Genomic DNA, 16,619 nt, shown 5'->3' on the forward strand with positions numbered 1-16,619 from the left:
TCTCCTTAGTTCAGCGCGGTATTGGCATCGCGGGCGTAGCGCAACGCGCCGATAGCGATAAACCCGTCATCGTGACGGATCAGCTGTTGCGGAATAAAAACGTGGCCGGGAGCGAGCAGCATCTCGTTCTCCTGGCCGGTAATATGCCCTTCACCGGCGTGCGGGTTGAGCGCCTGTTCGGTGGCATTTACGCTTACCCCGGCGGCATTGTCCGGCCGCATCAGACAGAGCAGCGATTTACGCGCGTCGTCACTGTTGCCGCTGTCCAGCGCCTGCAGCGCGTCCCGCCGCAGCACTTCGTTGTGCGCCTCGTTAGCCCGGTCGGTGAAGTCGATGGTGTAGAGCGGGGTGCCAAAGCCGGAGCTGCTGAGCTTGCCGGTAAAGTCCATCGCCGCATCGTAGCTGGAGGTGGTACTGAGGAAGCTGTTGAAGTGCAGGCCTTCGCCGCGCAGCATGGCGCGCAGCGTGTTATCCAGCGAGCGCAGCGGATCGTCACCCCCGGTCGAGCCACGCAGCAACGGCATTTCAGACAGGCGCGGCGCCTGATGGAGGTAGTCCGTCAGGATTCTGGCCTGCTCCGGCAGCAGCGCTTCCAGGCGGTTGCGCACATCGTCCATCGCCTCCTCTTCATCACTCTCATAACCGCTGAGGCAGTTGTAGCGGCTGGCAAACGACGCGACAAAGTCCTGCAGGTGCTCCTCGGGGTCGCGATGGGGGTCAATGCTGTGCAGGTAGCTGCGCAGGTCAGGAAATCCCATCGCGCTGATGCTCATCAGAACATGCCCGCCATCGGTGCTGCGGTAGTCATCGAGGGCAGAGGAGATATCGCTGTGCTGGCGTGGGTCCGTGCGCTGCAGCGCCTGATGCGCCATCTCCTGAGCAATATGATTGAGCGCCGGAAAACGCTCCAGCCCCATATTGCGGATGCGGGCGACGTCCCGTGCCGCCGACTGGCGAAGCGCCGGATCGTTCAGCACCTGGCGGGCAAACGCCGGGTTGATGCCCATTCGGCTGGTGTGGCTGATGCGGGCGCTGTTGGCATTCCCGAAGGAGGAGACAAAGCCGGACTGGTTTAGCGGGGAAAGCGTGACGCTCTGCTGACCAATCCGAGTGATGCCGCTTCCCGGATGCGTCGGGCGCGGTGTCTGCGTCTGACTGGCTACTGGCGCATGATGCGACGGATGATGAAGCAGCGTACGGGCGTGTGCAGCTGTGGTTGCAGCATTAATGCCAGAGGGCATGACCTGGGTCCTCACGGTAAAGGGGTTACCGGTGAGTGGCAAAATCGCGGGGCGGGTTCCGGGGCAGCAGAATAGAATTTTCAAAAGATCAATTTTTGAAATTTTATTTCGTGTAAAGAAGAATAATTATGTAGTGGGTAAGCAATGGAGTGGGGTAAAAATTAATCACTGATGTCGGTTGTTATTAATTATTGTTAGATGAAAACTATGTTTTTACTTCAGATATAACAGGTTTTAGTGGTGAGTGGTTGTCAGGGGTTTATCAATCATGTATCATGACAGATAAACTTATCTATAATATTCAAAATATGCGCGTTTATTCTATCGATTATCTCCGTGGTGTTATGGCGCTTTGCGTGGTCTCATATCATTTTGCTGGTTGGGTCGGGTATCCTCAAGATGCTTCCACTTTACTTGGCAAATTAGGTATTTATGCTGTCTCAATATTTTTTATCATAAGTGGGTGCGCTCTTTATCTTGCGCATCACAATGATAAATTAAGTTGGCGGCACTATAAAATTTTTATTATCAAAAGATACTTCAGGTTGCTCCCTGTGTATTGGCTGGCTATGGTTTTGGTGATATTGTATTGGTTTACTTATGGCAATGGCATTTCTCGTGATGTGAGCACATTGATTTTAAATGCCACTCTTCTTTTTGGTATATATAAACCAGCTGACTACATTGTTGTAGGAGGCTGGTCTATTGGTAATGAGATTTTTTATTACTCTCTTTTTCCTGCTATTCTTATGTTAGTGAAAAGTCGCGCAGGACAATGTACATTAATCGCTATTTGTTTGATTTTGTTTTGTTTTTTTAGTTTTTTCTATTTAAGCGATTCATTCTCGCTTTCTGCGCAATGGAAGCACTACATTAATCCTTTCAATAACATTATTTACTTTATTTCTGGCGTTTTCCTTAGTTATGCACTCTACAATTTTAACGCCAACAAGCACTATAGCCTATGCTTGATCGTGCTGTTAGCAACCATTTTTTGTTTATTCCCGGGTAGCGGCAACCAAATAACAATTGTTACTGGATTTGATAGGGTTGCACTATCAATAATTGTTATTAGCCTTGTAGCATTGGTGTTTATATTAAAAGACTTGAAAAACTTTCCTTTCCTGCATAACGCATTTAAATTTTTAGGTGAGATATCATATTCAATGTATCTTCTGCATGGTGTGATGTTCTCTTTTTTCACTAAGCAGTTGCCTAATTTAGGCCTTGACATGAAATCAGATGCCATGCCCATATATATTATTTTTATTTTATTGCTTATGGTTGCCTCGAAAATGTGTTACGAACATATTGAAACCCCAGCAATTAATCTCGGGAAAAAAATAATTTCACGCCTTTGATCATTATATGATTTGATGTTGCACAACGTTAAATTCCCATCTGGATGTAACGCTCATAACGCTACATTCAGCCAGGAACCAATAAACTCTGAGTAAATGGTGAGCCTTATATAATAAGGCTCACGCTGCTTCTAAAAGTCCATAATATCTTAAATGTTCGCTTTAATTTTAAGATTGTCGCGGCGGGATGCGACCCGCCGCGCGGGGGTCAGCGCACCAGATTGTGGCTCAGGGAGTATTTCACGATGTCGGCATTATTGGTGAAGTTCATGCGCTTCATCATGCGTGACTTGTAGGTGCTGACGGTTTTATTGCTGATGGATAACGTATCGGCGATAGCGTTGATGGTCTCGCCATGCGCCAGCATGATCATGATCTGCCGTTCACGCATGGTCAGGCTCTCATGCGCTGCGCGGTTGTTGCCCTGATAGTCGGAAAACACAATCTCCTGGGCGAGGTCGTGGTCGATGTAGCGGGAGCCGCGCGCCACGGTACGAATCGCCTTCAACAGCGCCTCCGGCGGTTTGTCTTTGGTGATGTAGCCCAGCGCGCCGCTGCCTAACACCCGGCGGGCGATCTGCGGCTCGTTGTACATGCTCAGCACCAGAATGCGCAGCGCAGGATACTGCGGCCTGATGCGGTGGATCAGGTCTTCACCGCTGATGCCCGGCATCGAGAGATCCAGCAGCAGCAGGTTTACCTGATGATGGCGCAGGCGCTCCAGCACCTGGCCGCCGTCCGGCGCTTCGCACACCACGTCAATTGCGTCATCAAGGGCGAATATCTGCTTCAGGCCTTCGCGCATGATGGCGTGATCTTCGGCAATCATCAGCCGTATCCGCTCTTCCATTGTTTATTCTCCTTTATGTTTATCGCCGCAGGTCTGGGAACGCGAGCCGGGCAGGGGAAAGCTCAGCCGCACCCGGGTGCCTTTGCCGCGCGCGCTGACGATCGTCGCTTCGCCATTGAGCATCCGCGCCCGCTCCTGAATGCCTGGCAGGCCAAAGGCGTTTTTACGCACCCGCGCGGCGTTGAAACCCTTGCCGTTATCGACAACCTCAATAGTGATGGTGTCAGGCTGCGGTTTAACGATGATATAGACCGTACTGGCGCTGGCGTGGCGCGCCACGTTGGTTAACGACTCCTGCACCACGCGGAACGCGGCGGTGAGCGTCGCTTCATCCAGATTGACGGCGCTTTCGTCCGGCGCCACCAGGATACAGCGGCAGCCGCCATCCTTGTTGAACCGATCGCGCAGCCACTCCAGCGCCGGGATCAGGCCCAGATTCAGCACGTTCGGCCGCAGGCGCGTCGAGACATCCCGCACCACCTGAATCGTGCTGTCCACCAGCCCCATCAGATTATCGAGCTGCTCGCGCTGTCCGGCGAGAGGCTGGCCGGCACGCATCGCCAGCAGCGACAAACCGGTGCGCAGCGACGTAAGATGCTGGCCCAGCTCGTCGTGAATATCCCGCGCCAGCTGCTTGCGCTCCGCTTCGCGATCCTGCTCGAAATTCTGCGCCAGCATGCGCAGCTGCTGGTGGGCGGCCCGCAGCTCCTCTTCGGTCTGACGGATCGGGGTGATGTCACGCCCGACGGCCAGTACGCTCACCATCTTGCCCGCCAGGTCATATTCCGGCACGCAGCGCACGTGCAGGGTACGTTTCCTGCCATAGCGCTGCAGCGTCAGCTCATCCTCCGCGCCTTTCTCATCCACCAGCGTTTTCGATACCAGCTTAAAAAAGCTCAGCCCGACGTCGCCTTTCGGCACGCTTTCGGTGAGCGGTTTATGGTGGATTTCCTGCTCGCTGACGCCAAACCAGTTCTGCACCGCCGGGTTGGCATAGAGGCAGCGGGTATTGAGGTCAAAACGCAGGATCAGATCGGGGGAGTTCTCCACCACCATATTCATCTGCTTCTCGCGCAGCCGCTGCTGCTCTTTCTGCCGACGCAGTTCGCGCACGTCGTGCACGATGCAGAGAATGTGCTCCTCGCCGCGCTGGTCGTAGCCGACGCAGCTGATTTCAACCGGAATCAGCTCGCCGTTGTGACCGGCATGGTGCGAGGTGAAGGTAATACCTTCCGGGCGCACGCTGAGCTTCCACCACAGGGCGAAGACATCATCATCGCGCAGTTCCGGATCGATACTGGAGAAAGAGAGCCGGGAAAACGCTTCGCGCGAATATCCCAGCAGCTCACAGGCTTTATCATTGACATATTTGATACGCAGATCACAATCAATCAGATATATCGCGTCATGCACTCGATTAAGTGCAATGTCAGATAAATTTGCCGTCTCGCGATCGCTATATTCAGGACGGTTTGCAATAGCCTGCAGTAGCATAATTCCCTCTATGTTTTTGCTGACGTCGTCACCGGTGAACATCGGCAACCCATAATATTGGTGGCATTAACTTTCTCCTCTGAACTATTTCAGGTGTCGGGTTAATTGACGTTAACAACATAGTAGCAGCTTAATCATGTCAGACTATTGTCAATATTCGCCTCAGGCATAAATACGCGTTTTTAACGCTTCTCTGGCGCGCGACAGACGTGAACGCACGGTGCCGAGGGGAATATTCAGATGCTGGGCCACATCCTGATAACTGCCTTCTTCCTCCACCAGGATCGAGAGCATCGATTTAATATCCGGTGCCAGCGAATCAATCGAATCGAGGGTATTTTGCAGCAATTGACGGTGCTCCGTCAGGTCGCACGGGTCGTTCTCCAGCAGCAGGTCGGCGGTGATCTCATCGTCCAGACACTCCAGCAGCCCGACGCTGTGCTGGCTCTTGTAGTAATTGCGAATCAGATTAACCGCAATACCAAACACCCAGGTTTCCGGACGTGATGCGCCCATAAATTTATGGCGATTACGCAACACTTCGAGGCAGGTCATTTGCAGAATATCTTCCCCGTCCTCAGGATTGGCAATTCGCTTTCGAATGAAATTGAGCAGCTTTTTATTATGCGTGAGAAAAACCTCGTCCCAGTTCACATTTAACGCAACATCATTTGCAAATTGAGTTTCTGCGATATCAGGGGTCATGGTGCTGAACATTATTTTCTCTCCGGTGGATGTCATCGTGACCTCCATGACATAGCAAGGGCTGTGCCAGCAGCGGAGCAGCAGATAATTCGCTGTTTTGCGTACTTTTTAATTCCCCTCCAGGACTTATCTGAGACAATTTTTGTTTTCGCCGCAGGATCGCGAATGCAATTAATTGCATTTTGCCGCTGCGATATATTTTCCCTGCACCTCCTTCTTGCTGGGTGCGCAAAATGGCGCTGCCGTTCCTGAAATATTTCATCGGGATTTTTTTACTTTTTCTGGAACCGCGAGGCCGCCGCCGACACTGAATGGGGGTGATGACCAACGAGGAGTTCCGGCGATGATAAAAATGCAACACGCGCTACTGGTGCCGCTGGCGTTAAAAGCGCTGCACAAAAGTAGCGAACAGTCTGCTGCTAAAAATGCCGCTCACTCCCCGGATAACGTCCGTACCCGCGCCGAAACCCTGAACGATTCGCTGGAAGAGATTGGTGTGATGTTCAGCGAGAAGATGGAGCGCAAGAATAAAGCGCTCAACCGCCGTAGCCTGCAGAGCAACCTGCTGCGCAACAAGAACGCCATCGGCAAAATCGACGAGCTGACGCACCTGTTTGAACTGCTGGACAACAACGATCAGCGCCGCACCGAAGAGCAGCTCGGCCAGCTGCGCGACCTGCTGAGCCAGTCACCGCCGCCGGACAGCGAGGCGCTGCTTGAGAAAGCGGGCGGCGACCCGGCACGCTGCAACGTGCTGCTGCGTATTCTGGAGCAGCAGGCGCATGCGGCGGGGGATGATTCCCTGGTGCAGGCGCTCAGCGGGCACCTGCACCAGCTGCAGCTCACTCACGGTAACATCATCCGCGCCGGCACCAACACCGCTGCCGCCATTGCTGAACACACCCGCGATCCGCAGCACAAGCAGTCGCTGCGTAATCTCTATTACGACACCATCGTTGATCAGCAATCCGCCGTGATGATGCTCGACATGCTGCTTGAGCAGGTGGAGTCGCGTCATCTGCTGCCAAAGCTGCGCACGCTGCAACGGGCGCTGGCAGACGACATCGCTGCGCTGGCCCCCTCCATCAGCATAGGTGCGCTGGTACGCATTCAGCGCGGGCTGCGCGATGCGGCACAGATCAGCCAGTCCCTTGCTGACAGTAGCGCCTTTATCAAGCGTATGAAAAGCAAACTGCCGGAAGTAGCGATGACCGGTCTGGATCTGACGCGCCGCGCCTTGCAGATCAGCTACAGCGGGGCATACCAGAGTGACTATCAGCACCTGGCGGAGGACATCGTCGGGGAACACACCCGGCATCTGCCGCTGTTTTACGCCGGGCTGTTTCCACTGATGCATGGATTACCGCCGTCGCTGTGGCAGGAGCCGGACAGCCGTAAAAACGCGCTGACGCTGCTGCGCAGCATTATCAGCGATGTATCAAAAGCCGAGACGCAGGCCAACATGCGTAAAGACGTTTAATTCCGCACCCGACGAGGCCCTGGCGATGAATGCCCTTTTTCAGATCCTGAACCGTATAGCCATCAGCGCAATGCAACGCTCCGAAGTGGTCGGGGCTGCGTTTGCTATGGCGCTGGTGTTTATGCTGATCATCCCGCTGCCGCTGGCGCTGATTGACGTGCTGATTGCGGTTAACATCTGCCTGTCATCGCTGCTGGTAGTGCTGGCGATGTACCTGCCGAAACCGCTGGCGTTCTCCACCTTCCCGGCAGTGCTGCTGCTGACCACCATGTTCCGCCTCGCGCTCTCTATCTCCACCACGCGCCAGATCCTCATCCAGCAGGATGCCGGGCACGTGGTGGCTGCATTCGGCAACTTCGTAGTGGGCGGCAACCTGGCGGTGGGGATGGTGATGTTCTTAATCCTCACGGTGGTGAACTTCCTTGTGATCACCAAAGGCTCGGAGAGGGTGGCCGAAGTGGCGGCGCGCTTCACGCTGGATGCCATGCCGGGTAAACAGATGTCCATCGACAGCGACCTGCGGGCCGGGATGATTGACGTCTGGCAGGCGAAGACCCGCCGCAGCGAGCTGGCGAAAGAGAGCCAGCTGTTCGGGGCGATGGACGGGGCGATGAAGTTTGTGAAGGGCGATGCCATCGCCGGGCTGGTGATCCTGTTTATCAACCTCATCGGCGGCTTCAGCATCGGCGTGTTGCAGCTCGGCATGCCCGCCGGGGAAGCGATGCACGTCTACTCCATTCTCACCATCGGTGACGGACTGATTGCCCAGATCCCGGCGCTGCTGATCTCCCTGACTGCCGGGATGATCATCACCCGCGTCTCCTCGGATAACGAGCAGTCGGTGGATAACAACATTGGCCGTGAGATCGCCGAGCAGCTCACCAGCCAGCCCAAAGCCTGGCTGCTCTCCTCCTTCGGAATGGTGGGCTTTGCGTTGCTGCCAGGGATGCCGACCGGCGTGTTCCTGGTGCTGGCCGCGCTGACCATGATCAGCGGCGGTTTCCAGATCTGGCGTGCCCGTCAGGAGCTACAGCTGGCGCAGCCGCAGATGGAGAATGAAGTGGTGCCGCCGGAGCTGAACGGCAAAGAGGATCTGCGCCAGTTCAATCCGACGCGGCCTTACCTGATTAACTTCCCCTCATCCTGTCGCGGCAAGCCGGAAACCCTGGAGCTGGTGCAGGAGATCCGCCGGCTGCGCAACCGCATCGTCTATCACTTCGGGTTTACGCTCCCGGCCTTTGATATTGAATTTGTCGATCACCAGCCGGAAAACGAGTTTCGCTTCTCGGTGTATGAGATCCCAAAAGTGGTGGGCACCTTTAACGTGCCGATGCTGGCCGTGAAGCGCAGCTGGCTGGAAAGCATTCCCGAGGCCCAGCGCGAGGGGATGGTGGAGGGCGAGGAACTGCGCCGCGAGGCGGACCTTATCTGGCTGCCGGCGGAGCATCCGCTGCTGGAGAACGACGAGGTTGAACGCTGGAGCGCCCGTGAACTGCTGGTGAAGCGCATGGAAAACGCCATCCACGCCAGCAGCCCGCACTTTATCGGCCTGCAGGAGACGCGGGCGCTGGTCTCCTGGCTGGAAGCCGAACAGCCGGAGCTGTCTCAGGAGTTGCAGCGCGTGATGCCGGTGTCGCGCTTCTCGGCGGTGCTGCAGAAGCTGGTGGCGGAACGTATTCCGCTGCGCTCGGTGCGCGCCATCGCCGAAGCGCTGATCGAGCACGGTCAGCACGAACGCGACATTCATCTGCTCACCGACCTGGTGCGTATCTCAATGAAAAACCATCTCTGCTATCAGTATGCCCGGGTTGACGGCCTGCACGTCTGGCTCATCACCCCGGAGCTGGAAGAGCAGCTGCGCGACGCCCTGCGCCAGACCCAGAGCGACATCTTCTTTGCCCTGGCGCAGGAGCAGGTCTCCGCCATTCTGCAGGAAGTGGGTCAGGCCTTCCCGGTGGACAACGATCAGCGCGCGGTGCTGCTGGTAGCCCAGGATCTGCGCAGCCCGCTGCGCGCGCTGATCCAGGAGGAGTTCCACTATGTTCCGGTGCTCTCCTTTGCGGAGCTGCAACCTAATCTCGCGGTTAACGTGCTGGGTCGCCTCGACCTTGATCCGGCCGTTTACTCACTTACCACCTGGGAGAGTTAATGATGTTCGAGCTGCGCGTGCTGTCCGGCCTTCATTTAGGCGCGGCGTTGCCACTCTTTGGCGACAGTTGGGTACTGGGCCAGTCCGGGGATGCGGACCTGCTGTTGAGTGACGACGGCATAGGTTCTGCGGTGTGGCGGTTACACCGTCACGAATCCGGATGGGCGCTTGAGCAGCCGGGCGGCGAGCAACACACGCTTGTCAGCGGCACGCCGTTTGCCGTGGGCCCGGTCTGGCTGGCGGTCGCCGATGCCGACACGCCCTGGACACCGTTTGTGGCGCCGGTGCAGCAGACCGCCGCCGCCAGCGTTGCGGCACCCGCGCCAGCCCCGGCGCCGCGCAAGAGCCTGTTTACCCGCACCATGCGGGTGGCGATGGTGAGCATGATGCTGCTGCTGACCTTTACCGTGGTGAGCTGGATTTTGCAGCCGACCGTGGCGCAAACCCAGGTGGTGTCCGGCCCCGGCAGAATGCTCAACGTCAGCGACGTCAAAGCCCCGCTGTTGAAGATGCTGCGCGAGCGCGATCTCGGCAGCGCCGTGGCGGTGATCGTTCACGAAAAATCCGTTGAGCTGAAAGGCAAGCTGAGCGACGCCCAGATGGAAATCTTCAATCGCATGATGGGCCGCTTCAATGACGAATTTAAAACAGCGGTGCCGGTGGTGAATAAAGTGGAGCCGCTGAAAGTGGAGCTGCCGTTCCGCATCGTGCAGATCACCACCGGATCGCGCGCCAACATCGTTACCGATGATGGTCAGCGGCTGTTTATTGGTGATGAGGTAGACGAGCTGCGCCTGGTATCCATTACCGGCAATCAGATTGAGTTCAGCGGCCGGGAAAATATCAAGGTGAGCTGGTGATGACTGACGCGCTCAACGGCTGGTTCGAACAGCAGCGTCAGCGGCTGGCGGCGGTATCGCCGGTGAAAGCCTGGGGGCGCATCACCGGTATCAGCGGCATTTTGCTGGAGAGCAGTCTGCCCCAGGCGCGCATCGGCGATCTGTGCCAGGTGGTGCGCGACGACGGCAGCAGCGTGCTGGCCGAAGTGGTGGGGTTTAACCCGCAGCACACGCTGCTGTCGGCGCTGGGGCAGCTGGACGGTATCGCCCAGGGCGCACGCGTGATCCCGCTGCGCCTGCCGCACAGCATTGTGGTGTCCGAGGCGCTGCTGGGTAGCGTGCTCGACGGCTTCGGGCGACCGCTGAGCGACGAAGGCGTGGGCGCGTTCGCCATGCCGGGGACCGTCAGCGATGCCGTGAGCGTGCTGGGCGACGCCCCGGCACCTACCGATCGCCCGCGCATCGACACGCCGCTGCCGACCGGGATTCGCGCCATTGACGGCCTGTTAACCATTGGCACCGGGCAGCGCGTCGGCGTCTTTGCCGGGGCAGGCTGCGGAAAGACCACGCTGCTGGCCGAGATGGCGCGCAACACGCCGTGCGACGTGATTGTGTTTGGCCTTATCGGCGAGCGCGGACGCGAACTGCGCGAGTTTCTCGATCATGAGCTGGATGAGGAGCTGCGCCGCCGCACGGTGCTGATCTGCGCCACCTCGGACCGCAGCAGCATGGAGCGCGCTCGCGCCGCTTTTACCGCCACCGCCATCGCCGAAGCCTGGCGCGACCAGGGGAAAAGCGTGCTGCTGATCCTCGATTCTCTGACCCGTTTTGCCCGCGCCCAGCGTGAAATCGGCCTCGCGCTCGGCGAGCCGCCGGGACGCGGCGGGCTGCCACCCTCGGTATATACGCTGCTGCCGACGCTGCTGGAGCGGGCCGGGCAGACCTCACGCGGGGCCATTACCGCACTCTATTCGGTGCTGATTGAGGCCGACTCGATGAATGACCCGGTAGCCGATGAAGTGCGCTCGCTGATCGACGGTCATATCGTGCTGACCCGCAAACTGGCGGAGCGCGGCCACTATCCGGCCATTGACGTGCTGGCGAGCCTCAGCCGCACCATGAGTAACGTCGCCACCCGGGAACACATCGGTAATGCGGTGCAGGTGCGTCGCATGATGGCGGCCTGGCAGCAGGTGGAGATGCTGATCCGCCTCGGCGAGTACCAGGCGGGTCATGATGCCATGACCGACGCGGCGGTCGACGCCCAGGATGCGATTAACGGCTATCTGCAACAGGCGATGCATGAACCCACACCCTATGACGACACGCTGCAACATCTTTCGGAGGTAAGCCGCTATGCGCCGACATCGTAATCCGGACGACGATCTGGTGGTGGAAGAGACCGGTATCGAGCTGCAGAAAGCCTTTGCGCTGTTACTCCCAATCCGCCGCCAGCGCCTGCGACGCAGCGAGCGCCAGCAGCGCCAGGCGGAGCAGGCATTGCGTGACACCGTCACGCAGGGCGAACGCATTGAACGCGCGCTGGGGGAGCAGCAGACGCACTATCTGGCGCTGCGCGAGGCCTTTGTCGACCGCCATATGGAGGGGACGCAGAAACAGGAGCGCCTGATGCAGGGGCTGAACCAGGAGCGCAGCGCCTGTGAAGCGGTAGCCGGACACAAAAACGCGCTGACCCAGTGCCAGCATCAGCAGCGCCAGCGTGCGGAATACCTTGAGCAGGCGCAGCGCGAAACCCAGGCCCGGCAGCGCGATCTGGAGAAGCTGGAGTACATGATTCAGGAAAGCGAGGTGCTGCGATGAGCGCATTACCCCAGGCCCGCGATACGGGCAAACAGACAACCTCTCAGCCACAGCGGGCGCAGGCACCCGTGCGCGAACGCCAGACTAACAGCAGCGATGCCGCCGCGCCGGATCGTAAAGCGAAGGGCGCACCGGTACGTCAGGATGCTTCCCTGTTTGACGCGCTGCTCGGCCAGCCCGAGACCGGCCTGATGCCGACCGGCGTACCGCTGACTGCCAGTGCGTATCCGTGGCTGCAACCACCGGCCACTCAGGACACCGGGCAGGTGGCCTCGCCGGCGCGGATCTGGCAGCAGATTGAGCCGCCGCTGTGCGGCATGGTGGAGAAGCAACCTCCTGGCGCGGTGGCGATGACGCTGCTGCTGCCGAAGCTGGGGGAAGTGGATGCCCGGCTGAGCGCGACGGGAAACGGCAACGGCTGGGATATCAACCTGCGTTTTGCTCCGCAGGCGCTGTTAATGATGGCTCCGCATCAGGAGCGCTGCCGGGAATCGCTGCGCCGTCGTCTGGCCTGCCAGGTGCGGCTGCGCTTTGAACAACGCGGAGGCCAGGCATGAATACCCTGGCGCTGCGCAGGCTGTCGCGCAGCGAAGTGCGGCTGCGACAGAAGGTGGGCGCGGGCTGGTTTTACCCGCTCGCCGATGATGAAACCCTGGGTGGGCTGACGCTGCGCCTCGGGGAGCCCGACGCCGCGCCGGCGACAGCCCTGCGCACCGGAGCCGGTACGCTGTGGCTGAGCGAGGCGGAGACGGTGTGCGGTGTCCTGTCGCGCTGCCCGACCGTCATCACCCCCGGCACAGAGCAGGCATGGTACTGGCCACTGTGGAACCACTACCTGATCGCCGGGGCGCGGACGCTGTTTGGCACGCTGGAGCCGGATGTGCAGGCGCAACCGGACGCCGGGCTGGTGTGGCTCAGCCTTGAGATTGAACTGGGCGAGGCGCGCGCCGCAAGCCGGGTGGGCGTGGAGGCCGCCACGCTGGAGCGGCTGCTGGCCCAACCTGGCTGGGTGGCGCTGCGGGCGGAGGGCGTGGAGGAGATGGCGCTGCGCCTCCCGCTGAACCTCGGGTCGCTCACTTTACCGCTGGCGCAGCTGCGCGCGCTGCGTCCTGACGATGTGGTGCTTCCCACCCGCTGCGGGTTTTTACCCAGTGGCGAAGGGGAAGTGCAGCTGGGCGGCGTGCGCATTCAGGGTGCGCTGCAGGGAGACGCCGGACATAGCGGCCACTTTTATATTACCGATTTGGAGATAACCGACGTGAATGAAACCCCCGAAGATTATGCAATGGACGGCGTGCCGAACCCGGAAGAGGCTCACACGACAGAAACCAATACATCGGCCTTTGATCCGCTGCCGCTGGCCCTGACGCTGCGTTGCGGCCACCTCAGGCTGACGCTGGGTGAAATCAGCCGCCTGAGTGTGGGATCGACCCTGATGGTCGATCACGTAGTGCCGGGTGAGGCGCTGCTATGTCACGGCGAGTATCCGCTGGCGAAAGGCGAACTGGTGGACGTTGAGGGGCGGCTCGGACTGCAAATCACCCATATGCTGCCGGATGCTGCCAGCCCACTGGGACGCGACAGGTAAGCCGCTATGGAAATGGGACCGCTGAACCCGATTATGCTGGCGCTGTTTCTTGGCGCCCTGACGCTGCTGCCGATGCTGCTGATCATCTGTACCAGCTTTCTTAAGCTCTCCATGGTGTTGCAGCTGACCCGTAACGCCATGGGGGTGCAGCAGGTGCCGCCGACGATGGCGCTCAACGGCATCGCCCTGGCCGCCACGCTGTTCATCATGGCCCCAGTGTTCAGCGACATCACCGACCGGGTAAAGACGCTGCCCATTGATTTCAGCTCGATGGAGCGGCTGGAGTACACCCTGGGTAACGGCATTGAACCGCTGAAAAAATTCATGACCCGCAATACCGACCCGGACATTCTGGTGCATCTTCAGGAGAACACCCACCGCATGTGGCCGGAGGAGATGGCGCGCACGGTGCAGCCGGACAACATGCTGCTGGCGATCCCGGCGTTCGTGCTGTCCGAGCTGCAGAGCGGTTTCAAAATCGGCTTTCTTATCTTCATTCCGTTCATCGTGGTGGATCTGATTGTCTCCAACGTGCTGCTGGCGCTGGGGATGCAGATGGTATCGCCGATGACCGTCTCGCTGCCGCTGAAAATTCTGCTGTTCGTGCTGGTCAGCGGCTGGACGCGGCTGCTCGACGGCCTGTTTTACAGTTACCTGTGAGGACAAGATGGATATTCTGACGCTGTTTCGCCAGGGGATGCTGCTGGTGGTGATCCTCTCCGCGCCGCCGCTGATCGTCGCGGTGCTGGTAGGGATCGTGATTTCTCTGTTGCAGGCCGCGATGCAGCTTCAGGACCAGACGCTGCCGTTCTGCATCAAGCTGGTGGCCGTCGGGGTAACGCTGGCGCTCAGCGGGCGCTGGGTGGGGGTTGAGCTGATGCAGCTCGCCCAGACCGCCTTTGCCATGATGTCCACGGTTAACGCCTGATGCTGCTCGGCGCGCCGCTTACCGACCTGTTTCACAGCATCCTGGCGCTGGCGCTGGGGATGGCGCGCATCTTTCCCTGCCTGCTGCTGACCCCGGTATTTAACTTCAGCGTGGTTAAAGGGGTGATGCGCGCCGCTATCGTGGTCGCGCTGTCGCTGTTTATCGCCCCGACCATCAAAGTGGAGATCGATGCCCTCGAACCGGACATGCTGCTGCTCGCCGGGCTGGTGATGAAGGAGCTGGTGATCGGCTGCCTGATAGGCCTGCTGCTGGCGATGCCGTTCTGGCTGTTTGAATCGGTGGGCGGGCTGTTCGATAACCAGCGCGGGGCGCTGATGGGCGGGCAGATTAACCCTCAACTTGGCCCGGACGTCACGCCGCTCGGCAAACTGATGCAGCAGTCGATCATCCTGTTGCTGATCATCGGCCTCGGCTTATCCACCATCACCCAGATCATCTGGGACAGCTACCACCTCTGGCGCGCCACCGAGTGGATGCCGTTCCCCTCGGAAGCCGGTTTCCAGGTGTATCTCAGGCTGCTGGGCAAAACCTTTACCGACATGGTGCTCTACGCCGGGCCGCTGGTGGCGATTATGCTGCTGATGGATTTCGCTATCGGCATCATGAGTATCTACAGCCCGCAGCTGCAGGCCACCGCCCTGACCATACCGGTGAAGTGCCTGCTCGGAATGCTGTTCTTTATCCTCTATCTGCCGTTGCTTAACCACCTTGCCGGCGAACGGCTGTATGAGCTGAAGGATCTGATCCACATCCTGCCGCATCTGGTGGAAGCAAAGGGGGTGACGCCGTGAGCGAAAAAACCGAAGACGCCACGCCCCAGAAACTTCAGGAGTCGCGAAAGAAGGGGCAGGTCAGCCAGAGCCAGGATATTCCCAAGCTGTTGATCTGCATCGGCGTACTGGAGGCGATCTTCGCGCTGGTGGATACCGGGATGCAGCGGATGCAGGCGATGATGCTGCTGCCGCTGACCCGGCTGCGCGACCCCTTCGACCACGCGATGGAAGAGGTGATCGCCGACTCCTTTGTGGTGTTTCTGGTGCTGGTCGGGCTTGTGTGTGCCATTGGCCTGGTGCTGCGCATCATCGGCGGCTGGGTGCAGTTCGGGCCGCTGTTCGCGGTGGAGGCGCTGGTTCCCAATTTAGATGCCCTGAACCCGGTGAATCAGTTTAAGAACATGTTCTCCGCTCGCCAGTTTACCCAGCTGCTCACCAGCGTGTTCAAGGCCATCATCATCGGCATTATCGTCTGGCTGGCGATAGAGCCGGAGATCCCCGGTCTGGCCCAGCTGGCGCTCGGCACCCTCGACGGCTTCTGGCAGGGGGTGATGGCCCTGTTCGTCAAGGTGACGCGACGGGTGCTGATGGTGATGCTGGCCCTGAGCCTGCTCGATTTTGGCATCCAGAAGTACTTCTTCCTCAAGCAACAGCGAATGAGTCACGACGACATCAAGAACGAGTTCAAGCAGAGCGAAGGCGACCCGCACATGAAGGGCCACCGTCGCCAGGTGGCGCACGAGATCCTGAATGAAGAGCCGCAGCCTCAGCGCCAGATCGCGCTGGAGGAGGCCGACGTGCTGCTGGTTAACCCGACGCACTTCGCGGTCGGGCTGTATTACCGCCCGGGAGAGACGCCGCTGCCGCGTCTGATGTTTAAGGCCAGCGATGAAGAAGCGCGCACCCTGATCGAAGAGGCGCAGCGCAAGCGTATGCCGGTGATCCGCTACATCTGGCTGACCCGCACCCTGTATCGCACCACCCGAGAGGGGGCGTACATCCCGCGTGAAACCCTCACCGCCGTGGCGCAGGTCTATCGCCTGCTGCGCGAGCTGGAGGACCACTATCTCGATGAGGTGATCGAAATTCGTGACGAGTAGCCGGAAAGCTGGGGATAACAGGTGTTTACCGGCGCAGGTGACAGGCTATGAGCGAAATCAGGGAAAGAATCAATGATGAAATAAACACGTTAAGAAAATACAGATGGAGTCACATAATGTGTCTTTTTCCGACTGCAACGACGGTTTACAGCTAAAAATAAAGGGGTATTATCGGCGATGTAATATACAGGGAGAACAAAAATGGATGCTGTGCTACTTGATATAATGCGCTCAGACAGGAATAAGAATTGGGCGGAAACAATGGTTAA

At 58.6% G+C, this 16,619-nt stretch carries 17 protein-coding genes; 12 read left to right on the forward strand and 5 right to left on the reverse strand.

From position 1 onward, the window contains the following. Nucleotides 1-5 precede the first annotated feature (5 nt). Nucleotides 6-1,241 carry a hypothetical protein gene (locus KFZ77_RS09320; RefSeq protein WP_264386102.1) on the reverse strand — a complete coding sequence of 412 codons (1,236 nt, stop codon included), beginning with the start codon at nt 1,239-1,241 and terminating at the stop codon, nt 6-8. 275 nt (nt 1,242-1,516) lie between these two features. Between KFZ77_RS09320 and KFZ77_RS09325 the strand changes: the two genes are divergently transcribed. Then, complete coding sequence (locus KFZ77_RS09325) at nt 1,517-2,602, forward strand: acyltransferase family protein (protein WP_264386103.1); 1,086 nt, start codon at nt 1,517-1,519, stop codon at nt 2,600-2,602. Between the two features lie 208 nt (nt 2,603-2,810). On the opposite strand, the gene KFZ77_RS09330 is transcribed toward KFZ77_RS09325, so the two are convergent. From KFZ77_RS09330 to KFZ77_RS09345, 4 genes are all read right to left on the reverse strand, one after another. Then, nucleotides 2,811-3,452: a response regulator gene (locus KFZ77_RS09330; RefSeq protein ID WP_031523846.1), complete on the reverse strand. Its 642-nt coding sequence runs from the start codon at nt 3,450-3,452 to the stop codon at nt 2,811-2,813. Nucleotides 3,453-3,455: 3 nt separating this feature from the next. Then, a complete protein-coding gene (locus KFZ77_RS09335) occupies nt 3,456-4,946 on the reverse strand; it encodes a PAS domain-containing sensor histidine kinase (protein ID WP_051640566.1) in 1,491 nt (496 codons plus the stop codon). Between the two features lie 162 nt (nt 4,947-5,108). Then, the gene (locus KFZ77_RS09340) at nt 5,109-5,651 is read right to left on the reverse strand and encodes an RNA polymerase sigma factor (RefSeq protein ID WP_051640565.1); all 543 of its coding nucleotides are present in this window, start codon (nt 5,649-5,651) and stop codon (nt 5,109-5,111) included. Beyond that, nucleotides 5,641-5,979 (reverse strand): hypothetical protein, encoded by a 339-nt coding sequence (locus KFZ77_RS09345; protein ID WP_152548408.1) that lies wholly within the window; start codon nt 5,977-5,979, stop codon nt 5,641-5,643. The genes KFZ77_RS09340 and KFZ77_RS09345 overlap by 11 nt, the downstream gene beginning before the upstream one ends. Before the next feature lie 15 nt (nt 5,980-5,994). On the opposite strand from KFZ77_RS09345, the gene sctW reads away from it, so the two are divergent. From sctW to sctU, 11 genes are read left to right on the forward strand one after another with little or no spacing between them, the layout of a single operon-like run. Further along, nucleotides 5,995-7,131: a type III secretion system gatekeeper subunit SctW gene (gene sctW / locus KFZ77_RS09350; RefSeq protein ID WP_264386104.1), complete on the forward strand. Its 1,137-nt coding sequence runs from the start codon at nt 5,995-5,997 to the stop codon at nt 7,129-7,131. A 25-nt stretch (nt 7,132-7,156) separates the two neighbouring features. Further along, on the forward strand, nt 7,157-9,280 hold the full coding sequence (sctV, locus tag KFZ77_RS09355) for a type III secretion system export apparatus subunit SctV (RefSeq protein WP_264386105.1): 2,124 nt from the start codon (nt 7,157-7,159) through the stop codon (nt 9,278-9,280). Continuing rightward, entirely contained in the window at nt 9,280-10,140 is an 861-nt protein-coding gene (locus tag KFZ77_RS09360; RefSeq protein WP_264386106.1) for an FHA domain-containing protein, read from the forward strand. Before sctV ends, KFZ77_RS09360 begins: the two co-directional genes overlap by 1 nt. Beyond that, the gene (gene sctN / locus KFZ77_RS09365) at nt 10,140-11,492 is read left to right on the forward strand and encodes a type III secretion system ATPase SctN (RefSeq protein WP_031523837.1); all 1,353 of its coding nucleotides are present in this window, start codon (nt 10,140-10,142) and stop codon (nt 11,490-11,492) included. Before KFZ77_RS09360 ends, sctN begins: the two co-directional genes overlap by 1 nt. Continuing rightward, on the forward strand, nt 11,476-11,940 hold the full coding sequence (locus KFZ77_RS09370) for a hypothetical protein (RefSeq protein ID WP_031523835.1): 465 nt from the start codon (nt 11,476-11,478) through the stop codon (nt 11,938-11,940). Before sctN ends, KFZ77_RS09370 begins: the two co-directional genes overlap by 17 nt. Continuing rightward, nucleotides 11,937-12,497, forward strand: coding sequence for a type III secretion system HrpP C-terminal domain-containing protein (locus tag KFZ77_RS09375; RefSeq protein WP_264386107.1), 561 nt, complete (start codon nt 11,937-11,939; stop codon nt 12,495-12,497). The genes KFZ77_RS09370 and KFZ77_RS09375 overlap by 4 nt, the downstream gene beginning before the upstream one ends. Then, the gene (locus tag KFZ77_RS09380; RefSeq protein ID WP_031523832.1) at nt 12,494-13,528 is read left to right on the forward strand and encodes a FliM/FliN family flagellar motor switch protein; all 1,035 of its coding nucleotides are present in this window, start codon (nt 12,494-12,496) and stop codon (nt 13,526-13,528) included. Before KFZ77_RS09375 ends, KFZ77_RS09380 begins: the two co-directional genes overlap by 4 nt. Nucleotides 13,529-13,534: 6 nt before the next feature. Further along, nucleotides 13,535-14,188 carry a type III secretion system export apparatus subunit SctR gene (gene sctR, locus KFZ77_RS09385; RefSeq protein WP_031523830.1) on the forward strand — a complete coding sequence of 218 codons (654 nt, stop codon included), beginning with the start codon at nt 13,535-13,537 and terminating at the stop codon, nt 14,186-14,188. Between the two features lie 7 nt (nt 14,189-14,195). Continuing rightward, nucleotides 14,196-14,456 carry a type III secretion system export apparatus subunit SctS gene (gene sctS, locus KFZ77_RS09390; protein ID WP_031523828.1) on the forward strand — a complete coding sequence of 87 codons (261 nt, stop codon included), beginning with the start codon at nt 14,196-14,198 and terminating at the stop codon, nt 14,454-14,456. Then, nucleotides 14,456-15,268 carry a type III secretion system export apparatus subunit SctT gene (gene sctT / locus KFZ77_RS09395; protein ID WP_031523826.1) on the forward strand — a complete coding sequence of 271 codons (813 nt, stop codon included), beginning with the start codon at nt 14,456-14,458 and terminating at the stop codon, nt 15,266-15,268. The genes sctS and sctT overlap by 1 nt, the downstream gene beginning before the upstream one ends. Then, complete coding sequence (sctU, locus tag KFZ77_RS09400; protein ID WP_031523824.1) at nt 15,265-16,350, forward strand: type III secretion system export apparatus subunit SctU; 1,086 nt, start codon at nt 15,265-15,267, stop codon at nt 16,348-16,350. Before sctT ends, sctU begins: the two co-directional genes overlap by 4 nt. Nucleotides 16,351-16,619 lie beyond the last annotated feature (269 nt).

Source organism: Siccibacter colletis, from assembly GCF_025914095.1.
Classification (GTDB): domain Bacteria; phylum Pseudomonadota; class Gammaproteobacteria; order Enterobacterales; family Enterobacteriaceae; genus Siccibacter; species Siccibacter colletis.

Bases quoted from the DNA above. Each gene is read 5' to 3' on its own strand.
- KFZ77_RS09320 (WP_264386102.1), bottom strand. From the start codon at position 1,241: ATGCCCTCTGGCATTAATGCTGCAACCACAGCTGCACACGCCCGTACG.
- KFZ77_RS09325 (WP_264386103.1), top strand. From the start codon at position 1,517: ATGACAGATAAACTTATCTATAATATTCAAAATATGCGCGTTTATTCT.
- KFZ77_RS09330 (WP_031523846.1), bottom strand. From the start codon at position 3,452: ATGGAAGAGCGGATACGGCTGATGATTGCCGAAGATCACGCCATCATG.
- KFZ77_RS09335 (WP_051640566.1), bottom strand. From the start codon at position 4,946: ATGCTACTGCAGGCTATTGCAAACCGTCCTGAATATAGCGATCGCGAG.
- KFZ77_RS09340 (WP_051640565.1), bottom strand. From the start codon at position 5,651: ATGACCCCTGATATCGCAGAAACTCAATTTGCAAATGATGTTGCGTTA.
- sctW (WP_264386104.1), top strand. From the start codon at position 5,995: ATGATAAAAATGCAACACGCGCTACTGGTGCCGCTGGCGTTAAAAGCG.
- sctV (WP_264386105.1), top strand. From the start codon at position 7,157: ATGAATGCCCTTTTTCAGATCCTGAACCGTATAGCCATCAGCGCAATG.
- KFZ77_RS09360 (WP_264386106.1), top strand. From the start codon at position 9,280: ATGATGTTCGAGCTGCGCGTGCTGTCCGGCCTTCATTTAGGCGCGGCG.
- sctN (WP_031523837.1), top strand. From the start codon at position 10,140: ATGACTGACGCGCTCAACGGCTGGTTCGAACAGCAGCGTCAGCGGCTG.
- KFZ77_RS09370 (WP_031523835.1), top strand. From the start codon at position 11,476: ATGCGCCGACATCGTAATCCGGACGACGATCTGGTGGTGGAAGAGACC.
- KFZ77_RS09375 (WP_264386107.1), top strand. From the start codon at position 11,937: ATGAGCGCATTACCCCAGGCCCGCGATACGGGCAAACAGACAACCTCT.
- KFZ77_RS09380 (WP_031523832.1), top strand. From the start codon at position 12,494: ATGAATACCCTGGCGCTGCGCAGGCTGTCGCGCAGCGAAGTGCGGCTG.
- sctR (WP_031523830.1), top strand. From the start codon at position 13,535: ATGGAAATGGGACCGCTGAACCCGATTATGCTGGCGCTGTTTCTTGGC.
- sctS (WP_031523828.1), top strand. From the start codon at position 14,196: ATGGATATTCTGACGCTGTTTCGCCAGGGGATGCTGCTGGTGGTGATC.
- sctT (WP_031523826.1), top strand. From the start codon at position 14,456: ATGCTGCTCGGCGCGCCGCTTACCGACCTGTTTCACAGCATCCTGGCG.